This is a genomic window from Hamadaea flava (assembly GCF_024172085.1).
Lineage (GTDB): Bacteria > Actinomycetota > Actinomycetes > Mycobacteriales > Micromonosporaceae > Hamadaea > Hamadaea flava.
In genome coordinates, this window is record NZ_JAMZDZ010000001.1 from 8191199 (window position 1) to 8216938 (window position 25740).

Sequence of the window (25740 nt, forward strand, 5' to 3'; positions counted from 1 at the left end):
ATGACTTCAGCCTGGCAGTGACGAGGTCCGTCACCGCCGGGCTGCGAAGCCCTCGCCGAGCGCGTCCGCGATCGGTCCACTGTAGAGACGATCGGGGTCCAGCTCCGGGTCGTAGATGCCGACGTCCGCGCCGATGACCCGCTCGTCCGCCGCCAGCCGCCCGAGCAGCTCGGTGAGCTGCGCGAAGTCGAGGCCCGGCGCGCCGGGGGAGTCCACGGCCGGCATCACGGCCTCGTCAAGGATGTCGACGTCCAAGTGCAGCCACACACGGTCCAGGCCGCGCTCGCTGAGCCGGTCGAGCGTCCGGGCGCTCGTCGTCTCGATGCCGTGGCGCAGGATCTGCTGCGTGGTGAAGCAGACGATCGCGGAATCCTCGACCATCGCCCAGTGGTCCTGCTCGGCCGGCACGTCGGTCTCGCGGTCGCCGAGCTGGACGACGTCGGCGTCCGCCACCAGCGGCGTACCGATGATGGGCCAGTGGGTCAGCAACGGCTCGCCGCGACCGGTCGCCAGCGCGAGGTCCATGCCCGCGGCGGAGCCGAGCCGCGCCGCGGTGTCGTAGTTGTTCGGGTGGAAGAAGTCGTTGTGGCCGTCGAGGTGCACCAGCCCGCACCGCCCGTCGCGGCGCGCGCCCGCGAGGCACCCCAGCAGATTCGCGCAATCACCCCCGACCACCAGCGGAAATCGGCCGGCCGCCAGGGCCGTGCCCACGACCTCCGCGATGATCATCGAGTACGCCCGCAGACCGTGCCCGTTGCGTAGCCGCGTGAGGGGCTGGGCCTCGAAGTCATAGTCGGGATGGTCGAGCGTGGTGACGTGGCGGGCGCCGAGGCGGTCGGCGAGCCCGGCGTCCAGGAGGGCCTGCGGGGCGCGCCAGGCGCCGGGTTCGTGGCCGGGTGTGAGTGGCCGCAGGCCGAGGCTGGACGGTGTGGTGATGAGCTCGATCATGCCGGCAGTCTACCAGTGAAACGCTGTTTACCGGTTGCATGATCGCGTATCGTGGAGACATGCAGGTACGAGCGCACGACTTCCAGCCCCGGGACCTGGTCGCCGGCGACGTCGTGCTCGACTTCGTCAACACGGTCACGGCGCGGGACACCGAGCCGATCGACTGGCTCGACGACTACGCCGCGTTGCTCTCCTGGTCCGTGCTGGCGGACCTGCCGCCGGACGCGGTGGCCCGGCTCGCCTCCGAGGCGGTCGCGCACCCGCGCCGAGCCGCCCACGCGTTGGCGGGGGCGAAGGTGCTCCGCGAGGCACTGTGGGAACTGTTGAGACACGACCAGGCCGAGGACGCCGTCGCCCGGCTGACCGAGTCGTGGCGGTCGGCAACGACCGCAGCCGTCCTGACCGGCTCAGCCGGTCGGCTGGAACCGACCGCCAGGGTCGAGAACTCCGGGCTGGCCTATCCGGAGCACTTCGTCGCCCTAAGGGCCGTCCGCCTGCTGGAGACCCTGCCTTCCGTCCGCCTGCGAGTGTGCGGCGGTAGGCACTGCGGCTGGCTGTTCCTGGACACGTCCAAGGCCGGCCGACGCCGCTGGTGTGACATGGCCACCTGCGGAAACGCCGAGAAGACGCGTCGCCATCGATCTGTCCTACGCCCGTGACATCATCGGATCATGGAGATCACGAACGACGGACGGCACGACTTCGATTTCATTTTCGGCCAGTGGCACGTGCTGAATCGCAAGCTGCGGGATCCGCTCGACGCCGACTGCGATGAATGGGTGGAATTCGGAGCGCGCGCGGTCGCCGAGCCGATCCTTGGCGGTCTCAGCCACGTCGACCGGATCTGGGCCGAGGCGCCGCCGGGAGGGACCGCGTTCGAGGGATACACCCTGCGTCAATTCGACCCCGCGGCGAGGACCTGGCGGATCTGGTGGGCGTCCACCCGGCAGCCCGGCCATCTCGACCCGCCGGTCGAGGGGGCCTGGTCGGGCGGGCAGGGCGTGTTCGAGTGCGACGACGTGCTGGGCGGGATGCCGACGCGCGTGCGGTTCACGTGGACGCACGATCAGCCAGACCAGGCGCGGTGGGAGCAGGCATTCTCCGTCGACGGCGGAGTCACCTGGCGTACGAACTGGGTCATGGAGCTGACGCGGGCCGCCTGATCCGGGCCCAGGGGAGATCATCAGGGCTCGACCAGGGATTTTCCCGGGGGTCGGCGAGGGGCGTTCCGGACGACGATGGCGATAGGAGATCACGTCGTACGGAGGTAACCGTCATGGCAGCACAGTGGACCGTTCCGGACGGGCTGCGTACCACCCCGCCGAGGTTGCCGGTCGAGGGCGTGGTGCCGTCGTTCGCCGGTGCGCCCGCCGATCTGCGCGGGAACGTCGCCCTGGTCAGCTTCTGGACCTACACCTGCGTCAACTGGCTGCGGCAACTGCCCTACCTGCGCGCCTGGGCGCACAAGTACGCCGATCACGGGCTGGTCGTCCTCGGCGTGCACACCCCGGAGTTCGGCTTCGAAGCCGAACCGGACAACGTCAGCCGGGCCGTCGCCGCGCTGGGCGTGGACTACCCGGTCGTCGCCGACGACGACTACGCGATCTGGCGGGCGTTCGGCAACTCCGCCTGGCCCGCGCTCTATCTGGCCGACACCGAGGGCCGCATCCGGCGTCACCACCTCGGCGAGGGCGAATACCAGCAGACCGAGGCGGCGATCCAGGCGCTGCTGACCGAACGCGGCTCGACCGGATTCGACCCGGCCCCGGTCACGGTCGCCGCCGAGGGCATCGAGGCACCGGCCGACTGGACGACGCTGCGCACCGCCGAGACCTACACCGGATACCAGCGGACGGCGTACTTCGCGTCTCCCGGCGGCCTCGTGCCGAACCGGCGGCACGCGTACGCCGAACCCGCGCGGCTGGCCGTCGACGCGTGGGCGCTGGCCGGCGACTGGACCGCCCAACCGCAGGCTGTCATGTCGGACGCGCCCGGCGGCCGGATCGCGTACCGGTTCCACGCCCGCGATCTGCACCTCGTCCTGGCCCCGGCCATGCCCGGCAGTTCGGTGCCGTTCCGCGTACGCCTCGACGGCGGCGCGCCCGGTCCGGCGCACGGGCTGGACGTGGACGCCGACGGCTACGGCGTACTCGCCGAACCACGGCTGTATCAGCTGATCCGGCAGCCCGGCGAGATCACCGACCGGACCTTCGACATCACGTTCGGCGACGCCGGTGCCGGGGCGTACGCCTTCACCTTCGGCTGACGGTCAGTCCTCGGCGGTCCACGGACCCAGCTTCTCCGGATTGCGTACCGCCCAGACGCGCCGGATCCGGTCACCGGCCAGCTCGAACGCGAACACCGCCACAGTGACGCCGTCGCGCCGGCCGACCAGGCCCGGCTGGCCGTTGACGGTCCGTTCCAGCAGCACCATGCCGGGCGCGTGGGTGGCGAGGTAGAGGGCGAACTGAGCGACCTGCTCGGCGCCCTCCACCGGGCGTACCACGGTGCTGACCAGCCCGCCGCCGTCCGCGACCACGGTCACGTCCGGGTCCAGCAGACCCACCAGCGCCTGGATGTCCTGTGCCTCCCAGGCCAGCTTGAAGTTCCGCACGACAGCGGCCAGATGCGTCGCCGGAGCCGGTGACGGCTGCGCCGCGTCCAGCCGCCGTCGCGCCGCCGTCGCGAGTTGACGGCAGGCCGCGGGCGTACGCCCGACGATGTCGGCGACCTCGGCGAACGGGTAGCGGAACACGTCGTGGAGGATGAAGGCGACCCGTTCCGCCGGGGTCATCGACTCCAGGACGACCAGGAACGCCATGCTGACCGACTCGTCGAGGGTGACCCGATCGGCGGGGTCGGCCGGAGCCTGATCGGGGATCGGCTCGGGAATCCACTCGCCGACGTAGCGCTCACGCCGCACCCGGGCCGAGCCGAGCAGATCGAGACAGATCCGGCTGGCGACCTTGGTCAGCCAGGCCCCCGGCGACTCCACCTCGTCCTGCTGCTCGCGGGTCAGGGCGTACCAGCGGGCATAGGTGTCCTGGACGACGTCCTCGGCGTCGGCCAGCGAGCCGAGCATCCGGTACGCCAGGTTGATCAACTGGCGTCGTTCGGCCGTGATGGCGCTGATGTCGGGAGTGCTCATACCGCTCCGACGATATAGCCGGCCGGAATGTGACCTGGGCCTCCCTGCCTCACATTCACAGCCGCTGCGTCGTCGGACTCAGTGAAAGTGAGTCACCCCAAGGACAGGACAAACCGATGCGCAAAATCTTCGCCGCCCTCGCGGGACTCCTCGTGCTGCTCGTCGTGGCGCAATTCTTCTTCGCCGCGAGCGGTGGCTTCAGCACCCGGCCGGGCGAGGAGGCGTACAAGGGGCACCACATGCTCGGCTACGTGCTGTTCCTCTGGCCGATCGTGATGATCGTCGTCGCGGCGATCGGCCGGATGCCCGGCCGGCTCATCGGCCTGACCGCGGTGATCCCGGCGCTGACAGCATTCCAGGTCGTGGTCGCGAAGATCGCCATCGGCATGCACGACAGCGGCAGCGGCACGGGCTCCGAGATCGTCTTCGGCCTGCACGGCATCGGCGGCCTGCTGACCGGCGTGTTCGCGGGCCTGATCCTGCGCCAGGCCCGGGCCCAGCTCAAGCCCACCGCCACCCCACCCGCCACCGCCTGACTGATCGGTCGCCGGCCGCCGGTGAGCAGCGGATCAGGGTTCCAGGTCGATTCAAGCCCCATGATTCGACCTGGAACCCTGATCCAGCCGAAAGGGAGCGTCAGCGGGAGAGTTGGGCGAGCGCGACGCGGACCAGGTCGGCGTTGTCGCGTACGGGATCGCCGTCCGGCCCGGCCAGCGCGTCTTCGAGGCCGATGCGGGTGGCGAGCCCGAGACGCCCGGCTCGGCCGATCAACGGCCACGCCGACGAGTTCTCGCCGTGCAGCAGCACCGGTGGGCGCAACGCGTACGCCCGCAGCCGGTCCAGGATCGCGTCGGCCTCGGCCTCGCACGTGTCGGCGGGGAAGTCGATGACCTCGACGAGGATGCGTAACACGTCCTGCGCGTGCCGCGAGCGTCCGAGCCGGTCGGCGTCGGCGAGCGACCACACGCCGGCCTCGACGGCGACTCCGGCGCTGTGCAGGATGTCGGTGAGGTCGTCGAATCCGGGCTCCGAAAGGTTCACCGAGGCGTAGTCGGGCAGGCCGTCCGGGTCGGCGTCGATCCAGCCCCGGATCAGGCGAAGACGCGCTGCGGCGTCTCCGTCGGTGATCCAGAGCCCCGTCGTGACGCCGATCGGCGTACCCGGGCAGGCTGATCGAACCGCGTGCACGGCTGCCGAGATGTCCGCGTACGCGAGGGATTCCTGGCCGTCGGCGCGGCGCGGATGCAAATGGATGGCGTCCGCCCCGGCCGCGACGGCATCCTGCGAAGAGACCGCGAGCTGCGCGGGCGTGATCGGGACGGCCGGGTGGTCGGCGGCCGAGCGACCGCCGTTGAGGCACACCTGGATGCGGCGGACGAGCGGCTCAGTCATCGGCGGCGGGGCCGTGGAATTCGAGGCAATGATCGTTGGGGTCGATCGCCTGGATCACCTTGGCGCCGATCTCGGCGAGCTGGCGGGCCTGTTCCGGGGTGAGCGCGTCGAAGACGTACTTGCGGACGGCCGCGACGTGGCCCGGGGCGGTGGCCACGACCTTGTCCCAGCCGTGGTCGGTGAGCAGCGCGAGGGTGAAGCGGCCGTCGTCCGGGTCGGGTTCGCGCCGGACCCAGCCGCGCTTCTCCAGCCGCCCGACGACGTGGGACAGCCGCGACAGCGAGCCGTTGGCGAGCACGGCCAGGTCGCTCATACGCATGCTGCGGCCGGGGCTTTGGGAGAGCCCCGCGAGCACCTGGTACTCGAAGTGGTTGAGGCCGGCGTCGCGTTGCAGCTGGGCGTCCAGTGCGAACGGGAGTTTGATCATGACCGCGTTCAGCGCCAGCCAGCTGCAGGTCTCCTCGCTGCTCAGCCAGCGAGCCTCGGCCGGGGTCCCCATGGGCACGATCGTACCCGGCGGCCCGATTTTCGACGGTTGACGCTTCAAGTAACTGCGGCTACGGTTCGCTTGAAGGTTCAAGTCATCGAACGAACGGATCCCCATGAACGTCGTGCTCTGGATCGTCGCCGGCCTGCTCGCGCTGGCATTCCTCGGCTCCGGGCTGATGAAGGTCAGCCAGACCCCGGCCAAGCTGGCCACCATGGGCATGGGCTGGGCGGTGGACTTCTCGCCGGCGGCGGTCAAGACCATCGGCGGGCTGGAACTGCTGGCCGCGATCGGGTTGATCCTGCCGGCCCTGCTCGACATCGCCCCGGTCTTCGTGCCGCTGGCCGCGCTCGGCCTGGTCCTGGTCATGATCGGCGCAATGGTGGTGCACGGCCGGCGCAACGAGAAGCAGGCCCTGCCGATCAACGTGCTCTTCCTGGTGCTCGCGGCAGTGGTGGTCTGGGGCCGATTCGGCCCGTACGCCTTCTGACCTCGAGCCACGGGGGACGCGACCACCACGGCGGTCCGTAGGATCTTCGGACATGCAGCGTGTGCACCGGCTCTACACCGTCGTGGTGTTCGTGATCCTGGCCTCGCTGGACAACGTCGCCGCCGGGCTGGTGCCGCCGCTGTACAGCCCGATCAGCTCCGACCTGCACGTGCCGGAGGCGGCGATCGCCGCGGTCACGGCGACCGGGTTCCTCGTCTCGGCCGTGGTGGCCGTCGGATGGGCGTACGCCGGGGATCACTTCAACCGGCGCTGGCTGCTGATGGCCGGCACGACGATCTGGGCCGCGGGCACCTTCGGCACCGCGCAGGCGCAGAACTACGGGGCGTTCTTCGCCGGGCAGCTCGTGGCGGCGGTGGGCCTCGGCGCGGTCGGCTCGGTCGGATTCTCGGTCGTCAGCGACCTGATCTCGCCCCGCCGCCGAGGCCTGATCATGAGCCTGTTCGGGCTGTCCCAGGGCGTCGGCACGCTCGCCGGAACGCTGATGGGCGGCGTGCTCGGCGCCGAGGACTGGCGTCGCCCGTTCACCCTGCTTGCGGTGATCGGCCTGGGCGCGACGGCGGCGTACCTGCCGACGGCCAGCATCCGCCGGGGGCAGAGCGAACCGGCGCTCAAGGAGGTCTTCGAGGCCGGCGGCGAGTACGACTACCGGATCAGCCGCGCCGACCTGCCGAAGATCGCCCGGCACCGGACCAACATCTGGCTGGTGCTGCAAGGTGTGACGGCGCAGCTGACCTTCGGCTCGCTCGTCTGGCTGCCCCGCCTGCTCCAGGCGAAGGCGGAGGCGCAGGGCTACCCGCAGGACACCGCGATCGTCATCGGCACCATCTTCGCCACGATCTTCCAGCTCGGCGGGGCGCTGTCGATCATCGGCGGCCTCGTCGGCGACCGGTTGCAGCGGCGTACGCCGAGAGGCCGGGCCCTGGTGGCGGCGGTCGGCGTCCTCGCCGGCATCCCGTTCTACGTGATCCTGTTCTTCCTGCCGCTCCAGGTCGACATCGCCGAGGACGCCGGAGCCGGTGGGGTCACGGCCAGCGTCCTGCGCAGCCTGGTCACCGAGCCGCTGATGGGGCTGGCTGCCGTGATGGCCCTGATCGCCCTCGCGCTGTCCTCGGCGAACTCGCCGAACTGGTTCGCCTTGATCGCCGACGTGAACCTGCCCGAGCATCGCGGCACCGTCTACAGCGTCGGCAACCTCGCCAACGGCGTCGGCCGGGCGGCCGGCAACAGCCTGGTCGGCGTCGTCTTCAGCGCGCTGTCGCGAGGGCTGCCCCCGCCGTGGAACTACGCGACCGGGCTCGCCCTGTTCCAGGTCTTCTTCCTCCCGACCGGTGTCATGTACTGGCTCGCCTCGAAGACCTCGCCCCGGGACATCGCCGACGTCGACCAGGTGCTGCACGAACGAGCCGAAGCGAGGGCCACTGCGTCGTGAAGCCGGCCCGCCCGAGGAGAGGCCCGGGTCACTGCGTCGTGAAGCTGGTCCGCAGCCGATAACGCGATCCGGCGTACGCGACGACCGACAGCAGCGCCGGCCGCCCCGCTGCCGACAGGACCACCTGGTGCAGGAAGAGCACGGCGGCGCCGTCGGTCAGCTCCAGGTGCCCGGCCAGCTCGGCGTCGGCGGGCCGGGCCTCGATCGCGACGTCGGCCCGGCCGAGCGCGACGCCCCGCGCGGCCAGTTCGGTGAACAACGACGCCTCGGTGAAATCCACCTCCACCAGCCCCGGCGCGAGGGCGATCGCCAGCAGCGAGGAGTCGACGGCGACGCGTACGCCGTTGAGCAGCCGGACGCGACGCAGGTGCAACAGCGGCGTCCCGGCAGGCAGTGCGAGTTCCTCCGCCTCGTCCAGGGTCGCCGGGCGTACCTCTTGGGTCAGGACCAGCGAACTCGGCGTCAGGTTCTTGCGGCGAGCCGTCGCGGTGAACGACTCCAGCTCCTGCGGCCACTCGCGGGCAGCCGCCTGCGGCTCGGCCACGAACCAGCCCCGCCCGTGCGAGGGCGTGACCAGGCCCCGTTCGTCCAGCTCGATCAGCGCTTTGCGCAGCGTCACCCGGGAGACGTCGAGGCGTTCGCAGAGCTCCCGCTCGGCGGGCAGGCGGTCGCCTGGGCCGAGCCCGTCGCGGGCGATCTGACCGAGGATCTGGTCCGCGGTCTGCGCCCAAAGAGGTGCGGCGGTCACGGCAGCGACAATACCACCGCATACCGATCTTGACGAAGTGCAGACCACCGCATACCTTTGCCGGGTGCAGGTGCTGATCTCCCATCTCGGCTACCCGGCGTACGGCCCCAAATCGGTCGTCGTCGCCGGGACGCCCAGCACCGCCGAACTCGTCGGGCCGACGCGTACGCCGTTGACGGTCGGGCCGGTGGAGCACGTCGACCGCTGGCACCTCGGCCCGTTCGCCCGGATCGACCTGCCGGTCAGCCTGCCGCCCGGCTCGTACCGCGTGGTGGCCGACGGCGTCGCGTCCGAACCCTTCGAGATCACCGCCGACCCGTACCTGGCCACGCTGCCCGACGTCGTCGGCTACTTCCGGGCCATGCGTTCCAGCGGCGCGATCGACGCCAAAGACCGCCACGCCGCGCTCTGGGACGACCCGCTCGGCCGGACCGTCGACGCGAGCGGCGGCTGGCTCGACGCCAGCGGCGACACCAGCAAGTTCCTCAGCCATCTCACCTACACCAGCACGATGAGCCCCCAGCAGATCCCGCTCTGCGTGTGGGCGATGCTGGTCGCGCATGCGGAGACCGGCGACCCCGCGCTGCTCGACGAGGCGATGTGGGGCGCGGACTTCCTGCGCCGCTTCCGGTCGCCCGACGGCTACTTCTACACCGGGGTCTTCGACGCGCTGACGAAACGGCTCGACGAACGGGTGGTCACCGCACCGCTGCAGGACTGCGTGCGTACGTCGCGATATCAGGCGGGCTATCGGCAAGGCGGCGGGCTGGCCATCGCGGCGCTCGCCCGCGCGTCCGCCCACGACGCAAGCCTGCTGCCCGTCGCGATCGGGGCCTTCGAACACCTGGAAGTCCACAACCGCGAGTACCTGTTCGACGGGCAAGAGTCCATCGTGGACGACTACTGCGCGCTGCTCGCCGCGGCCGAACTGCTCGCCGCCGGGCACGCCGACGCCGCACCGGCCGCCGAACGCCGCGCCCGCTCACTGCTCGCGCGCCGCGACGGCTGGTTCACCGTGGCCGGCCGCCCGTTCCACCACGCGGCCGAATCGGGCCTGCCGGTGCTCGCGCTCCAGCGGTTCGCGGCGGTCCAGTCCACCGCCACGTGGGCCGCTTCCGGTGCGCTCCAAGCGATGTCCGCGTTTCTCACGGGTACGCACAACGCCGCGAACCCGTTCGGTTATCCCCGGGCGGGCGCCTACTTCTTCCCTCACGTCAACGACACCGGCTATTGGTGGCAGGGGGAGAACGCGAACATCGCCTCTCTCGCGGCGGCGGCGTATGCCTGCGCCCGGCACGACGCCGGACGCCGGACCGAGCTGGTCGCCTTCGCCGAAGACCAGTTGGCCTGGATCGCCGGGCGGAACCCGTTCGACGTCTGCATGATCGACGGCAAGGGCCGCAACAACGCCGTCTACTCCGCCGACTTCCCGCCGAAGCCAGGCGGCATCGTCAACGGGATCACCTCCGGCTGGACCGACGAACAGGACATCGCGTTCCTTCCGCCGGACGCGCCCGCGGGTGACGCCTGGCGCTGGGCCGAGCAGTGGATCCCGCACTCAGGCTGGTATCTGCTGGCCGCGGCCACCGGAGCCGCCTTCCGAAAGGACACCACCGCATGACCCGCATCTCGTACGCCGAAGGCCGGGCCGCGCAGCCCGAGGCGCTGGATCGCATCGTCGGCCGCCTGCGCGGTTCGCTCGACCTGCCCCCGGTACGCCGTCCGCTGTTCTGCGGCATCGGCGCGTCGTACGCGGCTCTCGCCGTACCCGTCGAGGCGCTGCGCCGGTATGGCGTACCGGCGTATCGGGTGCTTGCGAGCGAGGTCGCCGAGTATCCGGCCGCCTTCGACGCCGACGTCCTGATCGCGGCGTCCCAGGGCGGCAAGAGCTCGGAGACGATCGCCGCGTTCGAGCAGACGCGGGCGGCGACAGTCGCGGTCGTCAACGTCGGCGACTCGCCGTTGGCGGTGCTCGCCGAGCATCTGGTCGGCCTGGGCGACGAGCCCGACTCGTACGCCTCCACCGTCGGGTTCACCGGCACGATCGTCGCTCTCGACCTCATCGCTGCGGCCGTCGCCGGCGACCCGGCCGCCGCCAAGAAGTGGGACGGGATCGGCGAACTCGTCCGCTCCGTTGGGCGTATCCCTGATGTGGCCTCTTTCGTGGCAGCGGACGTCGTGGGCTCCGGCGCTTCGCGGGCCTCCGCCGAGGAGGCCGCGCTGCTGTTGCGTGAGGTGCCCCGCGTGCCCGCCGCCGCCTCCGCGACGCGTAACTACCTGCACGGCGAGATGGAGTCGGCGGGCGGCACGCTGCACTTGATCTTCGGCGCGGACCGCGAGGTGGAGCTGGCCCGGACGCTCGCGGGCGCGGGCCATCAGACGGTGCTCGTCACGACCGCCGCCGTCGACAGCGACGGCAAGCTGTCGGTCGTGCGGCTGCCCGACGTGGACCCCGCCGTACGCGTCGTGCTGGAGACGGTGGTGGCGCAAGAACTCGTGGCGGTGCTGGCCGAGCAGCGCGGCGTCGTGCCCGAGCAGTTCGTCTTCGCCAACCATGACACCAAGCTGGGCGGCGTCGACCGGTCCGACTTCGAGGCAGCGTCATGATCGTCGGCGTGGACGTGGGCGGCACCAAGACGCACATCCGCTCGTCGTCCGGTGTGGACGTCGTGCTGCCGTCCACCGGATGGTCCGCACTGGACGGTGCGTCGTGGCTGCTCGAACGGCTTCCGGCCGGAGTGACGGCGTTGGCCGTCGGCGCGCACGGCGCCGAGGACCGCGCCCAGTGCGCCGCCTTGCGGGACGCGCTCGCGGCGGCGCTGGACGTGCCGGTGACCGTCGTCAACGACGGGGAGCTGCTACTCCCAGCGGCCGGCCTGCGATCAGGCGTCGCCGTCGTGGTCGGCACGGGTTCGATCGCGCTGCACGACGACGGTTCCGGCGGAGTGCACCGCGCGGGCGGCTGGGGCTGGATCCTCGGCGACGACGGCAGCGCGTCCGCCCTGGTCCGCGACGCCGCACGGGCCGTGCTCACCGCCGACGACCAAGGTCAGCCGCCCTCGCAGCTGGCCGACGTGCTGACGCAGTCCTTCGGCGTCGCCACCATCCTGGACCTGGCGTACGCGCTCGGCTCGGACACCGAGACCTGGGGCCGGCACTGCCCGGCCGTCATGAGCGCCTTCGCGGCCGGCTGTCCGCTCGCCGAGTCGGTGGTGACCGGTGGGGCGTCGTCGCTCGGGACCCTCGTCGCGACCTTCTCGGCTCGCGGGCTGGCCTTCGACGACGTCGTCCTCGGCGGTGGGCTGGTGACTGCTGTTCCGGCGTACTGGGCGCTCATCCAGTCCGCCGTCTCGGCAGCGGTCCCGTCCGCCCGCGTGCGCCTGCTCACGGCTCCGCCTGTCGCGGGCGCGCTCTCGCTCGCCCACTCCCTCGCTCGCTCCGCTCGCTAGCCCCCCGCCCGCCCCCCTTTCCGCGCGATCATGAACTATCGGTCGTGATCAACCGGCGTGTCGTGTCCCGGAGACCCTGATCAATCCCGCAACTCCCTGATCAACCCGCGTCGGGGCGGCCGCCCGGCCCGACGCGGCCGGTAAGCTGGACGAGGTGACGCTTTCGCACGAGGAACTCTTTCAGCGCTACGTCTACGCCGGTGCGATCCGCCGCGATCCCGACGCGCTCGCCGAGCTGTTCACCGAGGACGGCTGGATCGAGGCGCCGCTGCTGCCTGCGGGGCACCGCCTGCCCCGCCGCATCGAAGGCCGTGAAGCTATTCGTACGCAGATCGGCGCGTACCATCGCGAGCCCGCGTACAAAGCTCCGGTGGACGTGAGCCGATCTCGATACGTGCTGCATGAGACGGCAGATCCGGACGTCTTCATCGCCGAGATCGACACCGCGTTCGAGGGTGCCGCCGAGTCGATGTCGCTCGTGCAGATCTTCCGCGTGCGTGGTGGGCTCATCGAGTCGCTTCGCGACTACTTCGCCCCCGAACCCTGACCGGAGCTGATCCTCATGATCATCAGCATCGGGGCGATCGGATCCGTGCCCAGTGCACGGGCCGGCCCACGAAAGTCCACAGGGGACAGAAGCGAGCCGGCCCGTCCGAGTGTCACCAGTTCGACGAGCCCGGAACCTGAGGCAGGGGCTTCCACCACGGCGTGATCAGGTAGGCGATGCCACCCGATCCGCTGCCGACGGTGCCGTTGGCGCGTACGCGCTTGGTGCGCTGCCAGACCGTTTCCAGCTGGTCGCGCTTGTAGACGTTGCGCACCACGTCGTCCGAGGACGACGCCGGGTCGTTGACGACGACGTCACCGGTGGCGGTGAAGCCGACGATCACGAACAGGTGGCCGGAGGTGGAGTAGTTGGAGCCGTCCAGCTCGCTGGCGAGGAAGGACAGCGACACCACCACCGGGATGCCGTGCTTGATGAAGGTCTCGACCTCGTCAAGCGAGTGCATACGGGTCACGATCGCGTCGAGGCCCACGAACGAGGCCGCGTACGCGGTGTTGAAGGGCCAGTTGCCCGCCCCTTCGTACTGCGAGTCGTAGGTGCCCCGGGCGGCCGCGTCGACCTGTGGGTCGGCGTACGCCGGGTTCACCCAGGAGGTGTCAGGGGTGTAGCCGTAGTAGCTCACCACCATCTGGGTGGACGTCGGCGAGCACCAGGCTTCGCCGCCGCCGTCGTACTCGGGGTACTCGCCGCTGTGGATGTTCTGCGAGTACGTCGGCACCGCCAGTTCCTTGCCCCAGGCGATGTGCCCGGTGCTGAGCGGGACGGTGAATCGGTCCGGCACGTTGCTCGCCATCGCGCCCAGCTCCCAGACCCGCGGGCGCTGCACCTGACCCGGCTTCTTGTAGAGGGTCAGCCGCAGCTGGTAGTCGCTGAGCAGGACGCCCCGGGAGGCGTCGTCGATGGAGAAGGTGTCGGTCCAGATCGTCGAGTAGGGGTCGCCCTGGTCGTCGACGCTGGTCCGACGGATGTCACCGTCGCCGGAGGCCCAGATGCCCATGGTGTACCAGGGCGTCTGCTCTCCGTTCGTGTACGTGCCGTGCAGTTCGACCTTGATGAACGTGCCGGCCGGGGTGACGGCGTTCCACGAGGCGACCGCCTCGGTCGCGCCGAACCCGATGTCGTGCACCGGCGACGTCCAGGTCGAGTACTCGTAGGCGGCGGTGACGCCGGTGTGCGGGTCGGTGTAGTCGGTCGTGCCGGCCGCAACGCCCATGGTGACACCGGTTCGCAGCCCTGGGATCGCGAACGCGCCTTGCGACGTGCCCTGGGCCCAGTCCCGGTACGAGCTGATGCGGTGGTACTCGATCTGCTCGTCGTGCTGCACCGGCTTGGCCGCCACCGCCGGGGTGGCGGTGAGGCCGATGCTCAATACGCCCGCCGCGGCGAGCGTGAGGATGCGCCGTGCCATTGCTCTCCTCCCACGCAGATCCCACGGGGGATCGGGTCGATTCACTATCGACGTCGCAAAGGAATTTCGCTAGGGGTGAGACGGATGAAAATCCATAACCGATGTCAAGCACGCTTGACATCGGTTCGAGTGTCAAGCACGCTTTACACATGCGCGGTCTACTCTCGATGGTCCTGCTCCGCGAGCACCGACTGGTACGCACAGGAGCGGCTGATCGGCACGCTGAACTGCCGCTGACCTTCGAGGGGCACCGGTGGAACTGGAGCTGACCGGCAACGACGTCCGGGAACTGCGGATGCGGCGCGGGCTGTCGCAGGCCGACCTGGCGGCCGCGGTGGGAGTCTCCCGGCAGACCGTCAACTCGATCGAGACGGGCCGGTACACCCCGTCGTTGCCGCTGGCGATCGCGCTGGCCCGCTTCTTCGAGACCACTGTGGAGGAGATGTTCCATGTCAAGGAGCAGTAAGCGCACCGCGACGTACTGGACGATCCCGTCGATCTGCGTGGCGGCCGGGCTGGCGTACCTGGTGTCGGCATGGGTCGGCGGCCGGCCGGGGCTCGGCGTCGTGCTGCTGTCGGCGATGCTGGTCTTCGCCGGGATCGTGCTGCTCGCCGCGCGGCGGTCCGAGACGGTCCGGCATCTGCTGGACCGGCGAGACGAGCGGATCACCGCCATCGACCTGAAGGCCAGTGCGGCCGCTGGTGGCGTACTCGCCGTCGCGGTGGTGGCCGGTGCGGTCGTCGAGCTGGGCCGGGGCAACTCCGGGGAGCCGTTCACCTGGCTCGCCGCGCTCGGCGGAATCGCGTACGCGGCCGCAGTCATCGCCGGCCGCGTACGCGGTTGACCCCAGCAGATCAGGGATGTGGCGGCTTCCGAGGCCCTCGGTAGCCGCCACATCCCTGATCTGTCGCAAATGAGGGTCAGGATCTGCCGCCCAACAGCGTCAGGCGTCGCGGAGTCGGAACAGGATCGCTCCGGCGAGCACCGCTGCGGCGGCGTAGGCCGCGAGCACACCCAGACCGGCCCAGGGCCCGATGTGGGTGGTGGCCGCGAAGTCCCGGGTGGATTGGATGGCCAGCCCGGCGTCCATCGGCGAGAACCGGTGGATGCGATGCTGCCACTTGGCGTCGGTGATGAACATGGCGATCAGCGGCGAGCCGTAGAGCAGCGCCAGGATCGCCGCGATGGTGCCGCCGGTGTCTCGCAGGACGAACCCGAGCCCGGCGCTGATCAACGCGATCAGCCCCAGGTAGAGCACCGATCCGGCGTACGCCCGCAGGGTCAGGTGGTCCGCCAGCGACAGGTAGGCGTACCCGTTGGCGGGGGTGAACCCTTTGCCGGGCAGGACGGCGCGGGCGGCCAGCAGCGAGCCGGCCATTCCCGCCGCCCCGGCCGCCAGCGCCAGCCCGGTGACCACCGTGAGCTTGCTCAGCAGCACCCGGATGCGCCCGGGTGTCGCGGTCAGCGTCGGCCGGATCGTGCGGGTGGCGTACTCCGAGGTCACCGCGAGGGCGGCCAGGATCGCCACCGCGGCCTGCCCGAGGCGTACGCCCATCAGGCTCATCCGGGTCAGGTCCTCGTGGCATTCGCTGCGGCAGTGGTCGGCGTCGATCGATCCGGTGACCGCGAAGCCGAGGGCCACCGTCGCGACCACCGCGGCGAGCAGCAGCCATCCGGTGCTGGGCAGGGATCGCAGTTTGGTCCACTCCGCTCGCACGGTCCTCACACGTCCCTCCGCCGCAGCGACCACCAGGCCAGCCCGAGCGCCACCGCGGTGTACGCCGCGACCACGCCGATGCCCGCCCACGGCCCGATGAGTGCCCACGGTTCGGCGAGGGTCAGCGTCGGGGGTTTGGCCCGCTGCGTCGCCATGCCGCCGGCGAGGGTGGTGTACATGAGCAGTCTCGGCAGCGTGCCGGGCAGGATCGAGCCGACGATGATCGGCAGGATCACGAGCACGATCGTCAGCGTGATCGCCCCGGCGCTGTGCCGCAGTAGTACGCCGACAGCCATCGCGAAGACGGCGAGCAGCGCCATGAACGCCGCCGACAACAGCAGTACGCGGATGACGACGGGGTCGGTGATGGACTCGTCCGGGAAGGCAGGCGGGGCGAAGCCGTTCTTTCGCAGCGCCGGGCGGGCGATCAGATACCCCGCGACCACTCCGACGAGGCCCAGGGCGAACGCGGTACCGCCGAGGACCAGCGCCTTGGCGGCGAGCACCCGGCCTCGCCGGGGTTCGGCGGCGAAGGTCGTGCGGATCATGCCCCGCCGGTACTCCGACGTGGCGTACAGGACGCCGACGGCGATCAGGGCCATGACGCCCGCGATGACGCCGAGCAGGGAGGCTTCCACCGGGTCGTCGTTGAAGTCCTGCGGGCCGATCCGGCCTGCGCCGGTCACCGTGTAGGTTCCGCCGGACTCTTGGAACTCTGTCGGGTTGGGTGCGCCCGACTTCACCTCCCGGCCCTCGTCGCCCGGTTGCCGGACCGCACCGGTCTGCCAGGTGGACGCCGTCGCGCCGGTCAGGGTGATGCCTTCGAAGGTGGCGGTCGATCGCGTCATGTGCGCGGCCACCGACGATCCGCCCGCGCCCCGGGACACGTAGAGGGTGGGCGAGGAGGCGACGTAGAACCCGATCTCGGCGGTGGCCGGCAGATGGGCCGGGGTCACCTCGCCGATCTTCGCCCAGGTGTTCCCGTCGGCCGACTGATACGCCGAGATCACGTTCCCCGACCGGGTGAGCCGCAGCCATTGGGGGGCCGTCGAGGACTGCCCGGCGACGTCGGTGTGGAAGTCGGACTGCAGGCGTACGCCTTGGCTGGAGTTGACGAACACCGCCGCGTAGGAAGAGCCGGACGTCGTGCCGTCTTTGATCAAGATGCCGGCCGAGGTCCCGTTCCACGGCGACGGATCGTCCAGCTTGGTCATCATGCTGTCGCCACCGGGGAGTTTGCGTTCCGGCGGTTCTTCCTGCCGGTTCAGCGAGCCGACCTTGACGGTGAGGGAGACATCGCCGGTCGCCGGCTGGTGGACGTAGGCGAACGCGTCGGCGACCGGAGCACCGGTGGGTCCGACGACGAAGTTGGGCTTGTCGTTGATGTCGGTGTCGGACCCGTTGGCGCCGAGCAGGCTGATGCCGATGGTCAGCACGGCCGCGCCGAACAGGGCGATCACCCAGCGGTTGACCGAGCGCAGTTTGACCCATTCCGCCCGCAGCAGGCCGCCGAAGCCCCTCATCGGCTCGCCTCCTCGACCGCCGTGCCGTCGGCCGGAGCACCGGCTGAGGCGGGAGTGAACTCCACCGAGGAGCGCGTCAGCTCCATGTACGCCTCCTCGAGCGAAGCGCGGTGTCGTCGCAGTTCGGTGAACGAGACCCCGCCGCCGGTGAGCAGGCCGCCGATCCCGTCCGGCGGCAGCCCCTCGACGATGACGGTGTCCGAGCCGGTGACCGACACGGTCGCCCCGGCGTTGGCCAGCACCGTCATCGCCTCCGTACGCTGCGCGGTGCGTACCTCGACGCGGTCCTTCGACGCGGCGGCCAGCAGTTTGGCGACGCTGGTGTCGGCGACGAGCTTGCCGCGCCCGATGATGACCAGATGGTCGGCGGTGTCCTCCAGTTCGCTCATCAAGTGGCTGGACACGAGCACGACCCGTCCTTCGGCGGCCAGCGACCGCAGCAGGCCCCGGATCCACACGATGCCGTCCGGGTCCAGCCCGTTGACCGGCTCGTCGAGCAGCAGCACCGGCGGGTCGCCGAGCAGCGCGGCGGCGATGCCGAGCCGCTGTTGCATGCCGAGCGAGTATGTGCCGGCCCGGCGCTTGCCGGCCGATGCCAGGCCGACCTGGTCGAGCACCTCGTCGACCCGCTTGCGGGAGATGCCGTTGCTGTGGGCCATCCACAGCAGATGGTCCCGGCCGCGCCGGCCCGGGTGCACCGCGCCCGGTTCGAGCAGCGCGCCGACGTGGGTCAGCGGCGCGCGCAGCGTCCGATAGTCCGCCCCGCCGACCAGCGCGGTTCCGCCGTCGGCCGCGTCCAGGCCCAGGATGAGCCGCATCGTCGTGGACTTGCCCGCCCCGTTGGGGCCGATGAAGCCGGTCACCTCACCGGCTCGCACGGTGAACGACAGCCCGTCGACCGCGACCGCGCCGCGATAACGCTTGCGCAGGTCGCGTACCTCGATGGAAGTTTCCATGCCGAGCACGCTAGGTCGGGTGGTGCACCGAAGGCGTCACGCGCGACCGTGGTCTTGCCGCGGCCGCGTCCCTCCCATAGGGGATGGGCGCACCCCTGGAGCGGAGGACGACAGTCGGCGCAACCGCAGGTAAGAATGGCTGCCGTGAGGTGGACGGGAAACGTGGCGGCGGGCTGGCCCGCGATCGGCGCCGCCATCCTGGGCACCGCCGCCGTCGCCGAGAGCGCCGTGCGTACCGCTTCTCATCCGGACATGGCCGGCTTCGCGGCGCTCGCCACGCTCGCGATGGTCGCTCCGCTCGCGCTGATCCGCGTGTGGCCCGGCACGGCGGCCGCCCTCTCGGCGTCCGCGTGCCTGCTCGGGCTGTTCCTGGGCGCTTTCCCGCCCGCCGCCGGGCTCGCGGCGCTCACTCTTCTCTACCTGACTACGGCGATACGCCGAAAGCCGTGGACGGGTCTGGTGCTGGTCCTGCCGTTCGCGGCGTACGCCGTCGCGCCCGTGGCAGCCGATCAGCCCGGTGGGCGTACGCTCGCCGTCGTCCTCTTCGCGGTCACCGGGCTCGCCGCGGCCGGGGGAGCGGCGTACCGGGCGCGGGGTGAGGCGCAGCGGCAGGCCGCCGCCGATCAGGCCGTCCAGGATTCGCTGCTGGAGCACATCGCCCGGGGCGAACGGGCGCGGATCGCTCGCGAACTGCACGACGTCGTGGCGCACCACATCTCGATGATCGCGGTGCAGGCGGAGGCGGCCCGGCTGACGACGCCCGGCATGCCGCCCGAGGGGGCCAAACGGCTCGTCGCCATCGGCGACACCGCCCGGACGGCGCTGACCGAGATGCGACGGCTGCTCGGTGTCCTGCGGGAAGACACGGCGTCCGCCCCGATCAGCCCGGTCCGCCGCCCACAGCCCACCCTGCAGGACCTCACGGAACTGCTGGACGAGGTACGCGACCTCGGCTCCGGGAGCGCTCGGCTCATCGTGTCCGGCTCGGTCGCACCCTTGGATCAAGGGATCGAGCTCACGGCGTACCGCATTGTGCAAGAGGCGCTGACGAACGCCCGGCGGCATGCCGCGGGTGCCGCAGTGGACGTGGAGCTGCATTATCGGCCGGACGCGTTGCTGGTGCGGGTGCGCGACAGCGGGCCGGGACGCAGCGCGGGCGTGCCGGGACACGGACTCGCCGGAATGCGTGAGCGGGCCGCGATGGCCGGCGGGCGGTTGATCGCTGGGCCTGGTCCCACCGGGGGCTTCGTGGTGGAGGCGGTTCTGCCGGTGGCGAAGGGAGATCAGTGAGCGTCACGCGCATCGTCGTCGTCGACGACCAGGAGGTGGTGCGGGCCGCGTTCGCCGCGTTGCTGGCGACGCAGCCGGACTTCGCGGTCGTCGGGGCGGCGGCCGACGGCGCGCAAGCCGTCCGGGTATGCCGTGAGCAGCGGCCCGACGTCGTCCTGATGGACGTGCGGATGCCCGTCGTCGACGGCATCGAGGCGACCCGCCGCGTGCTGGCCGACGGCGGAGACACCCGGGTCGTCATCCTCACCACGTTCGACCTGGACGAACACGTCTACGACGCGTTGGAGGCGGGCGCGAGCGGCTTCCTGCTCAAGGACGTCACCGCCGAGCGTCTGTTCGACGCCGTACGCGTCGTCGCCGCCGGCGACGCCCTCCTCGCCCCGGCGGTGACCCGCAGGCTCGTCGCGGAGTTCGCCCGATTGCGCGTACGCCGTCCAAGCCCGCCCACGAGTCTGTCCACATTGACTCCCCGGGAGACGGAGGTGCTCCGGCTGATCGCCGAGGGGCTGTCGAACCCGGAGATCGCCGCCCGGCTGGTCGTCGGCGAGGAGACGGTGAAGACGCACGTCAGCCGGGTGCTGGGCAAACTCGGTCTGCGCGACCGAACCCAAGCCGTCGTCCTCGCTTACGAGTCCGGCCTGATCGTCCCCGGCGGGCCGGCTTTCTAGGGCCGGCCCGCCGCAGGTACGTCAGGCGTCCCGCCTCAGGCGGCAAGGCCCCGTTCGACGGCCGCGATGATCTGCGGGCGCAGCTCCTCGGGGCGGATGATGGCGTCGACCGAGCCGACCTCGACCGCCCGCTGGATGCTGTGGACCCGGTCGAACTCCGCCGCGACCTCGCCGAGCTTCTCCGCGCGTACGCTCGAGCGCACCTCGGTCAGCTGACTGATCAGGGCGGCCCGCTCGGCCCCGGAAGCGGCCGCGATCGCCTTCTCCAGGTCGGTCACCCGCACGTCCTTCGCCGTACGCCCGTTGACGTCACCGACGAACACGACGGCCGCCGCCGGGGCGCCGCCGATGACCGAGGCGAACGAGCCGTCCACCGCGAGCACCGTCATCGACGGGTTGAGCGCCTTGGAGAAGACCACGAACGCGCCGCCGTGGTAGCGGGAGATCACGGTGAAGACGATCGGCCCCTGGAAGTTGACGATCGCCCGGCCGATCTCCGCGCCGTACTCCAGCTGGAGTTTGCGCATCGACTCCGGCGAGCCGTCGAACCCGGACAGGTTCGCCAGCACCACCAGAGGCCGGTTGCCGCTGGCGGCGTTGATCGCCCGGGCGGCCTTCTTCGACGACTGCGGGAACAGGGTGCCCGCCGTGTAGGTGTCGGGGCCGTCGGTGGGCGGGAACCCGCGCCGCGACACCGAGCGGGACTCGATGCCGAGCAGCGTCACCGGGATGCCACCCAGGTGGACGTCCTGCACGACGGCGGTCTCGGCGTCGGCCATGCCGGCCCAGCGCTCCAGGACCGCGTGATCCTGGTCGGCCAGCGCCCGCATGAGCGAACGGATGTCGAACGCCTTCTTCCGGTCCGGGTTGCGCTCCTTGGAGAAGATCTCCCCGACCGTGGTGAAGTCGCTGTCAGGCATCGAGTGCGGGTAGCCGGAGACGTCACGGTCGGTCGGGTCGGTGGTGGCCGCCCGGCGCGGCCGGGTCTCCCCGGGCGCGACGTACGCGTGGTCGTAGTGCGCCATCAGCACCTCGCGGGCGCCCCGCAGGTCCGGCGCCCAGTACTGGGCCTGCCCGTTCGGGCCCATGACCCGGTCGTAGCCGCCGATGCCGAAGTTGTCCTCGGCCGACACGCCGCCCGAGAAGTCCAGCGACTGCTTGCCGGTGAGCACCATCGCCGAGTCCGGCGTCATCACCAGGATGCCCTTGGTGTGCATGAGCATCGTCGCCTCGGCGTTCCAATACGGCTGGGCGCCGACGGTGATCCCGGCGACCACGATGTTGATCTCGCCGCCGGCCTGGGTGAACTCGACGATCCGCTTGAGCGCGGCGGCCACCCAGTCCATGTTCTCCGTGCCGGAGTCCATCGAGATCCGGGCACCGGCCGACAGTGCGAACCAGTCGAGCGGGACCCGCATCCGCTCGGCCAGGTCGAGCGCGGCGATGACCCGGGCACATTCCGGCTCGGAGAGCGCGCCGAGCGCCTTGGTCGGATCGCCGAGCAGCACGACCCGGGTGACGCCCTCGGGATACCGCTCGGTCGGCGTACGCACGACGCCCGCGACCAGGCCCGCCTTGTTCTGCCCCTTCGGCCGGTCGACCGGGACCAGCGCGCCGGTGTCGTCGAGGTCGTGCTCGATGAACGTGCCGTCCGTCCCGGCGAGCATGTCGGTCAGCTCGTACGGATACGTCGTGCCCCGGCGGCGGGCCGCCAAGACCTTCTGCCGGTAGTCGTCGAGCGGCTGGATCGGCTCGTTCGTCGGCTCCGCGGCCGAGATCTGCATGCCCTGGTCGTAGGAGATCTTGACGGCGATCTCGATCAGCTCACCGGTCGCCTCGTCCCGCTGGCGGCCGATGAACAGGACCTCCTCCAGCCCCGCGCCGGCCGTGATCGGCAGTACACGGTGCGCCACGTCGTTCAGCTCGGCGACGCTCAGCTCGATCGGCGGCCACACGTAGAGCGTGATCCGGTTGGTGTCGAACCGCTTCTTGGCCGGCCGCTGGGCCTGCGCCTTGCGGATGGCGTCGAGGCAGGCGTCGAGCGCGCCTTCGACGGCGGGCAGGGCGACGATGCGGCCCTCCCCGTCGCGCAACGGGGTCAGGTCGCGGACCTGGGCCATCGCCGCGATCCGCTCGTCGGCCGGGTTGTCCGGCGCGACGCAGTGGAAGACGTAGACCTCCTCGTCGGCCGAGGGCAGCCGGTTCAGCGTGAAGTTCCGCAGCCGCGGCAGCTGCAGACGCTGGGCGATCAACGGGTGCAGCCCGCGGATGACCAGGTCCTCGCCGGACCCGGGCAGGAAGGTGAAGTGGTGGTGCATGGCGGCGCCGGCGTCCCCGGCGACCGTCATGGTGACCCGCTGGACGACGTCGAGCAGCCCGGCCTGGTCGAGGATCTGGCGCAGCGTCGCCGCCATCGTGTCGGCGTCGGGCTGGTGGTCCCACGTCACGTAGACGTCGGCCACGGTGTCCTGGGTGGACAGCGCCGCGACCTCGGCGAGCGCGGCGGGCAGGTCGGCGTGATCGGCCGCGGTCGCCACGAGCCGGAAACGCCCGCCGTCCCGGTCGTACGCCGCGGTGAAGAACGCGGCGCCGGCCCGGTCGGCGCAGGTGGCCTCGATCAGGCCCCGGTTGCCGTAGTAGCGGCGGCTCAGCACCTCCAGCATCGGGCCGTGGTCGGCGCCCGGCCGGCCGATCCGCTGGCCGAGGAGGCGTACCAGGGGCTCGGGGGTGGCGACCATCTTGGCGATGCGCTCGCCGCGGTCGGCCGCGTCCGGGTGCTCGTCAAGGTAGCGAAGGTGGCCGCGGACGTCGGCGTACACCTCGGCCCGCTTGCGGCGCAGCATCGGCTGGGCGGCCCAGCGGAACACGATGCTGCGCGCCAGGTCGGCCACGGCCGGGAAACGCAGCTGTGTCGCCGCGATCAGGTGCTCCAGCGCCTGACCCACCTGCTCGCGCAGGTTCTCCGGCGGCAGCGGCTCGGTCAGCCACTGCTGGAGGAACGTGACGATGACCGAGACGTCGGCCGCCGCGCGCTGCTGCGCCAGGAAGATCCGGAACACGGCGTCTTCCAGCTCCGGCGTACGCTCAAAGTCGTCGATGCCGTAGTGCGCGAGCGCCCGGGCCAGCCGGGTGCGGAAGGTCTCCGACAGCCCGGCCCGCTCGACATCGAGGCTCTGCAGGTAGGTGTGGAAGTACTCGCGGGGGCTGTGCACCCGGGTGTCGGCCTTGTTCTCCTCGCCGGCCGGCCGGTTGCGGCTCAGCTCGGACAGGTCGGCGAAGACCTGCAGCAGCCCGGCTTCCCGGCGCAGCGGCCGATATCCCAGGTCGACCCGGGCGGCCAGATAGCTCGACAACGCCCGCCGCTCGTCGCGCGGATCGAGGTCGTAGCCGAGCAGCAGGCTGGTCAGGTCGGCGATGCCCCGGGTCACCCGCTCCTCGATGGTCCGGTCGGTCGGCTCGGCCGGCAGATCGAGGTCGACCGCCTCGGACTCGACGACCTCGGTCGCCGTGTCGTCGCCGATCGGCTCCAGGCGCAGCAACGGCGCACCGGTCTCGACCTGGCTGCCGACCGAGACCAGGCACTCCTTGACCCGAGCCTTGACCGGCGAGCGCAGGACGGTCTCCATCTTCATGCTCTCCAGGACGAGCACGGGCGCGCCCGCCTCGACCTCGTCGCCGACCGCCAGCGGGGTCGCGACCACCAGCGCGGGCGCGGGGGAGCGCAGCACGCCGCCCTCGTCGTGGCTGACGCGGTGGGTCACGCCGTCGACCTCGACCAGGTGGATCGGGCCGTGCGTGTCGGTGACGAGCCGGTAGCGGCGGCCGTTGACCACGATGCGGCCGGTGTGCTCGTCGAACCGCTCCAGCTCGACATCCACAGTGGAGGAATCGCCGTCGCCGACGCAGACGCGGAACCGCCCCGGACCGGTCTGCGCCACCGTCACCCGATAGGTCGCGCCACGCAGCTTCAGATCGATCGGACGGCCGCTCTCGTGCTGCACCTGCGGACGGCCGCCGTGCGCCGTCGACAGCAGCCGCTGCCGCTCGACCGTCGCCTCGTCCTCGTACGCCTCGATCGCGGCGGCGGCCAGCGCCACCCCGGAGTGCTGGGTGGACACGAGCCGGCCCTCGGCGCGTACGCGGTCGATCCAGCCGGTGTCGGCGCTGGCGTCGATCACCTCGGGCTGGTCGAGCAGGTCGAGCAGGAAGCTCTTGTTGGTCGCGCCGCCTTCGATGATGACCGTGGTCTCGGCGACGGCCCGGCGCAACCGGCCGAGCGCCTCCTCCCGGGTCCGCCCGTACGCGATGATCTTGGCGATCATGGAGTCGAAGTCGGCCGGGATGACGTCGCCCTCGCTGACCCCGGTGTCCACCCGTACGCCGGGACCGGCGGGCAGGGTCAGCCGCTCGATGCGGCCGGGGGACGGGGCGAAGTCGCGATCCGGGTCCTCGGCGTTGAGCCGCGCCTCGACGGCGTGCCCGATCTCGGTCGGTACGCGGTCGCCCAGCCGGCCGCCGCCCGCCACGTGGATCTGGGCCTTGACCAGGTCGAAGTCGGTGGTCGACTCGGTGATCGGGTGCTCGACCTGCAGCCGGGTGTTGACCTCCAGGAAGGCGAACAGCTTCTCACCCGGGTGGTACAGGAACTCGACGGTGCCCGCGCCTCGGTAGTCCACCGCCAGGGCCAGCCGCTCGGCCGCCCCCTTCAGCTCGGCGACCTGCTCGGGGGCCAGCACCGGCGAGGAGGACTCCTCGATGACCTTCTGGTTGCGCCGCTGCACCGAGCAGTCGCGTACGCCGAGCGCCCAAGCGGTGCCCTGACCGTCCGCGATGACCTGCACCTCGACGTGGCGCGCCCCGGTGACCAGGCGCTCCAGGAAGACGATGCCGCTGCCGAAGGCGCGTTCGGCCTCCAGGCTGGTCCGCTCGTACGCCTCGGTCAGCTCGCCGTCGCTGCGCACGACCCGGATGCCCCGGCCGCCGCCGCCGGCGGTCGCTTTGAGCATCAACGGGTAGCCGATCTCGGCGGCGGCGCGCTTGGCCGCCTCGAGCGTCTCGACGGCGCCCCGGCTCCACGGCGCGACGGGCACGCCGACCTCTTCGGCGATCAGCTTCGAGCCGATCTTGTCGCCCAGTCGGCGCATGGCCTCCGGGCTCGGGCCGATGAAGGTCACGCCGATCTTCTCGCACATCTCGGCGAAGGCCGGGTCCTCGGCCACGAAGCCCCAGCCGACCCAGGCCGCGTCGGCGCGGGTCTCGATCAGCGCGCGTTCCAGGACGGCATGGTCCAGGTACGGCCGGGCCGACGCGGGCCCGATGCAGAAGCTCTGATCCGCCTCGCGGACGAAGGTCGCGGTGCGCTCGGCCTCGGTGTAGAGGGCGATGGTCTCGATCGGCGGAGCCCCGTCCGTCGCGTTGAGCTCGCGGACGGCGTGGATGAGCCGCATCGCGGCCTCTCCCCGGTTGACGATGGCGATACGGCTGAACACCGAGTAAGCCT

Annotated in this window: 24 protein-coding genes; 14 read left to right on the plus strand and 10 right to left on the minus strand. The window is 71.1% G+C overall.

The genetic code is table 11. The annotated features are described in order from the left end of the window. Positions 1-30: 30 nt before the first annotated feature. Positions 31-948 carry an arginase family protein gene (locus tag HDA40_RS38225; RefSeq protein WP_253762914.1) on the minus strand — a complete coding sequence of 306 codons (918 nt, stop codon included), beginning with the start codon at positions 946-948 and terminating at the stop codon, positions 31-33. Positions 949-1007: 59 nt separating this feature from the next. On the opposite strand from HDA40_RS38225, the gene HDA40_RS38230 reads away from it, so the two are divergent. The 3 genes from HDA40_RS38230 (at position 1008) to HDA40_RS38240 (ending at position 3214) form a co-directional block, all read left to right on the plus strand. Beyond that, positions 1008-1607 (plus strand): CGNR zinc finger domain-containing protein, encoded by a 600-nt coding sequence (locus HDA40_RS38230; RefSeq protein WP_253762916.1) that lies wholly within the window; start codon positions 1008-1010, stop codon positions 1605-1607. A 12-nt stretch (positions 1608-1619) separates the two neighbouring features. Next, a complete protein-coding gene (locus tag HDA40_RS38235; protein WP_253762918.1) occupies positions 1620-2111 on the plus strand; it encodes a hypothetical protein in 492 nt (163 codons plus the stop codon). Between the two features lie 113 nt (positions 2112-2224). Then, positions 2225-3214: a redoxin family protein gene (locus tag HDA40_RS38240; protein WP_253762920.1), complete on the plus strand. Its 990-nt coding sequence runs from the start codon at positions 2225-2227 to the stop codon at positions 3212-3214. Positions 3215-3217: 3 nt separating this feature from the next. On the opposite strand, the gene sigJ is transcribed toward HDA40_RS38240, so the two are convergent. Further along, a complete protein-coding gene (sigJ, locus tag HDA40_RS38245; protein WP_253762922.1) occupies positions 3218-4096 on the minus strand; it encodes an RNA polymerase sigma factor SigJ in 879 nt (292 codons plus the stop codon). 116 nt (positions 4097-4212) lie between these two features. Here sigJ and HDA40_RS38250 point away from each other — a divergent pair, with 116 nt between their 5' ends. Further along, on the plus strand, positions 4213-4632 hold the full coding sequence (locus tag HDA40_RS38250) for a DUF6220 domain-containing protein (protein ID WP_253762924.1): 420 nt from the start codon (positions 4213-4215) through the stop codon (positions 4630-4632). Positions 4633-4732: 100 nt separating this feature from the next. Here the strand turns inward: HDA40_RS38250 and HDA40_RS38255 are convergent, their stop codons facing one another. After that, entirely contained in the window at positions 4733-5488 is a 756-nt protein-coding gene (locus tag HDA40_RS38255; protein WP_253762926.1) for a 3-keto-5-aminohexanoate cleavage protein, read from the minus strand. Continuing rightward, positions 5481-5987: a MarR family winged helix-turn-helix transcriptional regulator gene (locus HDA40_RS38260; protein WP_253762928.1), complete on the minus strand. Its 507-nt coding sequence runs from the start codon at positions 5985-5987 to the stop codon at positions 5481-5483. The genes HDA40_RS38255 and HDA40_RS38260 overlap by 8 nt, the downstream gene beginning before the upstream one ends. Before the next feature lie 103 nt (positions 5988-6090). Here HDA40_RS38260 and HDA40_RS38265 point away from each other — a divergent pair, with 103 nt between their 5' ends. Together HDA40_RS38265 and HDA40_RS38270 are read left to right on the plus strand one after the other, a co-directional pair. Further along, positions 6091-6465, plus strand: a complete 375-nt coding sequence (locus HDA40_RS38265) for a DoxX family protein (protein ID WP_253762930.1) — start codon at positions 6091-6093, stop codon at positions 6463-6465. 52 nt (positions 6466-6517) lie between these two features. Continuing rightward, entirely contained in the window at positions 6518-7915 is a 1398-nt protein-coding gene (locus tag HDA40_RS38270) for an MFS transporter (protein WP_253762931.1), read from the plus strand. A 28-nt stretch (positions 7916-7943) separates the two neighbouring features. Here the strand turns inward: HDA40_RS38270 and HDA40_RS42380 are convergent, their stop codons facing one another. Next, positions 7944-8663 carry a GntR family transcriptional regulator gene (locus tag HDA40_RS42380; RefSeq protein ID WP_253762933.1) on the minus strand — a complete coding sequence of 240 codons (720 nt, stop codon included), beginning with the start codon at positions 8661-8663 and terminating at the stop codon, positions 7944-7946. Positions 8664-8727: 64 nt separating this feature from the next. On the opposite strand from HDA40_RS42380, the gene HDA40_RS38280 reads away from it, so the two are divergent. The 4 genes from HDA40_RS38280 to HDA40_RS38295 all read left to right on the plus strand — a co-directional run bounded on the left by HDA40_RS38280 (position 8728) and on the right by HDA40_RS38295 (position 12659). Then, positions 8728-10284, plus strand: coding sequence for a glycoside hydrolase family 9 protein (locus tag HDA40_RS38280; protein WP_253762935.1), 1557 nt, complete (start codon positions 8728-8730; stop codon positions 10282-10284). Next, positions 10281-11270: an SIS domain-containing protein gene (locus tag HDA40_RS38285; protein ID WP_253762937.1), complete on the plus strand. Its 990-nt coding sequence runs from the start codon at positions 10281-10283 to the stop codon at positions 11268-11270. Before HDA40_RS38280 ends, HDA40_RS38285 begins: the two co-directional genes overlap by 4 nt. Further along, positions 11267-12112: a BadF/BadG/BcrA/BcrD ATPase family protein gene (locus HDA40_RS38290; RefSeq protein ID WP_253762939.1), complete on the plus strand. Its 846-nt coding sequence runs from the start codon at positions 11267-11269 to the stop codon at positions 12110-12112. The genes HDA40_RS38285 and HDA40_RS38290 overlap by 4 nt, the downstream gene beginning before the upstream one ends. Positions 12113-12266: 154 nt before the next feature. Further along, the gene (locus tag HDA40_RS38295; RefSeq protein WP_253762941.1) at positions 12267-12659 is read left to right on the plus strand and encodes a nuclear transport factor 2 family protein; all 393 of its coding nucleotides are present in this window, start codon (positions 12267-12269) and stop codon (positions 12657-12659) included. Positions 12660-12771: 112 nt separating this feature from the next. Here HDA40_RS38295 and HDA40_RS38300 read toward each other — a convergent pair whose 3' ends face one another. Next, complete coding sequence (locus HDA40_RS38300) at positions 12772-14085, minus strand: C39 family peptidase (RefSeq protein WP_253762943.1); 1314 nt, start codon at positions 14083-14085, stop codon at positions 12772-12774. A gap of 253 nt (positions 14086-14338) precedes the next feature. Here HDA40_RS38300 and HDA40_RS38305 point away from each other — a divergent pair, with 253 nt between their 5' ends. Then, complete coding sequence (locus tag HDA40_RS38305) at positions 14339-14551, plus strand: helix-turn-helix transcriptional regulator (RefSeq protein WP_253762945.1); 213 nt, start codon at positions 14339-14341, stop codon at positions 14549-14551. After that, a complete protein-coding gene (locus HDA40_RS38310; protein WP_253762946.1) occupies positions 14535-14930 on the plus strand; it encodes a hypothetical protein in 396 nt (131 codons plus the stop codon). The genes HDA40_RS38305 and HDA40_RS38310 overlap by 17 nt, the downstream gene beginning before the upstream one ends. A gap of 99 nt (positions 14931-15029) precedes the next feature. On the opposite strand, the gene HDA40_RS38315 is transcribed toward HDA40_RS38310, so the two are convergent. From HDA40_RS38315 to HDA40_RS38325, 3 genes are read right to left on the minus strand one after another with little or no spacing between them, the layout of a single operon-like run. Next, entirely contained in the window at positions 15030-15812 is a 783-nt protein-coding gene (locus tag HDA40_RS38315) for an ABC transporter permease (protein ID WP_253762948.1), read from the minus strand. Beyond that, a complete protein-coding gene (locus HDA40_RS38320) occupies positions 15809-17326 on the minus strand; it encodes an ABC transporter permease subunit (protein ID WP_253762950.1) in 1518 nt (505 codons plus the stop codon). Before HDA40_RS38320 ends, HDA40_RS38315 begins: the two co-directional genes overlap by 4 nt. After that, positions 17323-18282 carry an ABC transporter ATP-binding protein gene (locus HDA40_RS38325; RefSeq protein WP_253762952.1) on the minus strand — a complete coding sequence of 320 codons (960 nt, stop codon included), beginning with the start codon at positions 18280-18282 and terminating at the stop codon, positions 17323-17325. Before HDA40_RS38325 ends, HDA40_RS38320 begins: the two co-directional genes overlap by 4 nt. A gap of 144 nt (positions 18283-18426) precedes the next feature. On the opposite strand from HDA40_RS38325, the gene HDA40_RS38330 reads away from it, so the two are divergent. Beyond that, positions 18427-19572, plus strand: coding sequence for a sensor histidine kinase (locus HDA40_RS38330; RefSeq protein WP_253762954.1), 1146 nt, complete (start codon positions 18427-18429; stop codon positions 19570-19572). Then, positions 19569-20240 (plus strand): response regulator, encoded by a 672-nt coding sequence (locus HDA40_RS38335; RefSeq protein ID WP_253762956.1) that lies wholly within the window; start codon positions 19569-19571, stop codon positions 20238-20240. Before HDA40_RS38330 ends, HDA40_RS38335 begins: the two co-directional genes overlap by 4 nt. A gap of 35 nt (positions 20241-20275) precedes the next feature. Here the strand turns inward: HDA40_RS38335 and HDA40_RS38340 are convergent, their stop codons facing one another. Beyond that, positions 20276-25729: an ATP-binding protein gene (locus HDA40_RS38340; protein ID WP_253762958.1), complete on the minus strand. Its 5454-nt coding sequence runs from the start codon at positions 25727-25729 to the stop codon at positions 20276-20278. Positions 25730-25740 lie beyond the last annotated feature (11 nt).

Coding starts and splice junctions, on each gene's coding strand:
- HDA40_RS38225 (WP_253762914.1), bottom strand. CDS start 948: ATGATCGAGCTCATCACCACACCGTCCAGCCTCGGCCTGCGGCCACTC.
- HDA40_RS38230 (WP_253762916.1), top strand. CDS start 1,008: ATGCAGGTACGAGCGCACGACTTCCAGCCCCGGGACCTGGTCGCCGGC.
- HDA40_RS38235 (WP_253762918.1), top strand. CDS start 1,620: ATGGAGATCACGAACGACGGACGGCACGACTTCGATTTCATTTTCGGC.
- HDA40_RS38240 (WP_253762920.1), top strand. CDS start 2,225: ATGGCAGCACAGTGGACCGTTCCGGACGGGCTGCGTACCACCCCGCCG.
- sigJ (WP_253762922.1), bottom strand. CDS start 4,096: ATGAGCACTCCCGACATCAGCGCCATCACGGCCGAACGACGCCAGTTG.
- HDA40_RS38250 (WP_253762924.1), top strand. CDS start 4,213: ATGCGCAAAATCTTCGCCGCCCTCGCGGGACTCCTCGTGCTGCTCGTC.
- HDA40_RS38255 (WP_253762926.1), bottom strand. CDS start 5,488: ATGACTGAGCCGCTCGTCCGCCGCATCCAGGTGTGCCTCAACGGCGGT.
- HDA40_RS38260 (WP_253762928.1), bottom strand. CDS start 5,987: ATGGGGACCCCGGCCGAGGCTCGCTGGCTGAGCAGCGAGGAGACCTGC.
- HDA40_RS38265 (WP_253762930.1), top strand. CDS start 6,091: ATGAACGTCGTGCTCTGGATCGTCGCCGGCCTGCTCGCGCTGGCATTC.
- HDA40_RS38270 (WP_253762931.1), top strand. CDS start 6,518: ATGCAGCGTGTGCACCGGCTCTACACCGTCGTGGTGTTCGTGATCCTG.
- HDA40_RS38285 (WP_253762937.1), top strand. CDS start 10,281: ATGACCCGCATCTCGTACGCCGAAGGCCGGGCCGCGCAGCCCGAGGCG.
- HDA40_RS38290 (WP_253762939.1), top strand. CDS start 11,267: ATGATCGTCGGCGTGGACGTGGGCGGCACCAAGACGCACATCCGCTCG.
- HDA40_RS38300 (WP_253762943.1), bottom strand. CDS start 14,085: ATGGCACGGCGCATCCTCACGCTCGCCGCGGCGGGCGTATTGAGCATC.
- HDA40_RS38310 (WP_253762946.1), top strand. CDS start 14,535: ATGTCAAGGAGCAGTAAGCGCACCGCGACGTACTGGACGATCCCGTCG.
- HDA40_RS38320 (WP_253762950.1), bottom strand. CDS start 17,326: ATGAGGGGCTTCGGCGGCCTGCTGCGGGCGGAATGGGTCAAACTGCGC.
- HDA40_RS38325 (WP_253762952.1), bottom strand. CDS start 18,282: ATGGAAACTTCCATCGAGGTACGCGACCTGCGCAAGCGTTATCGCGGC.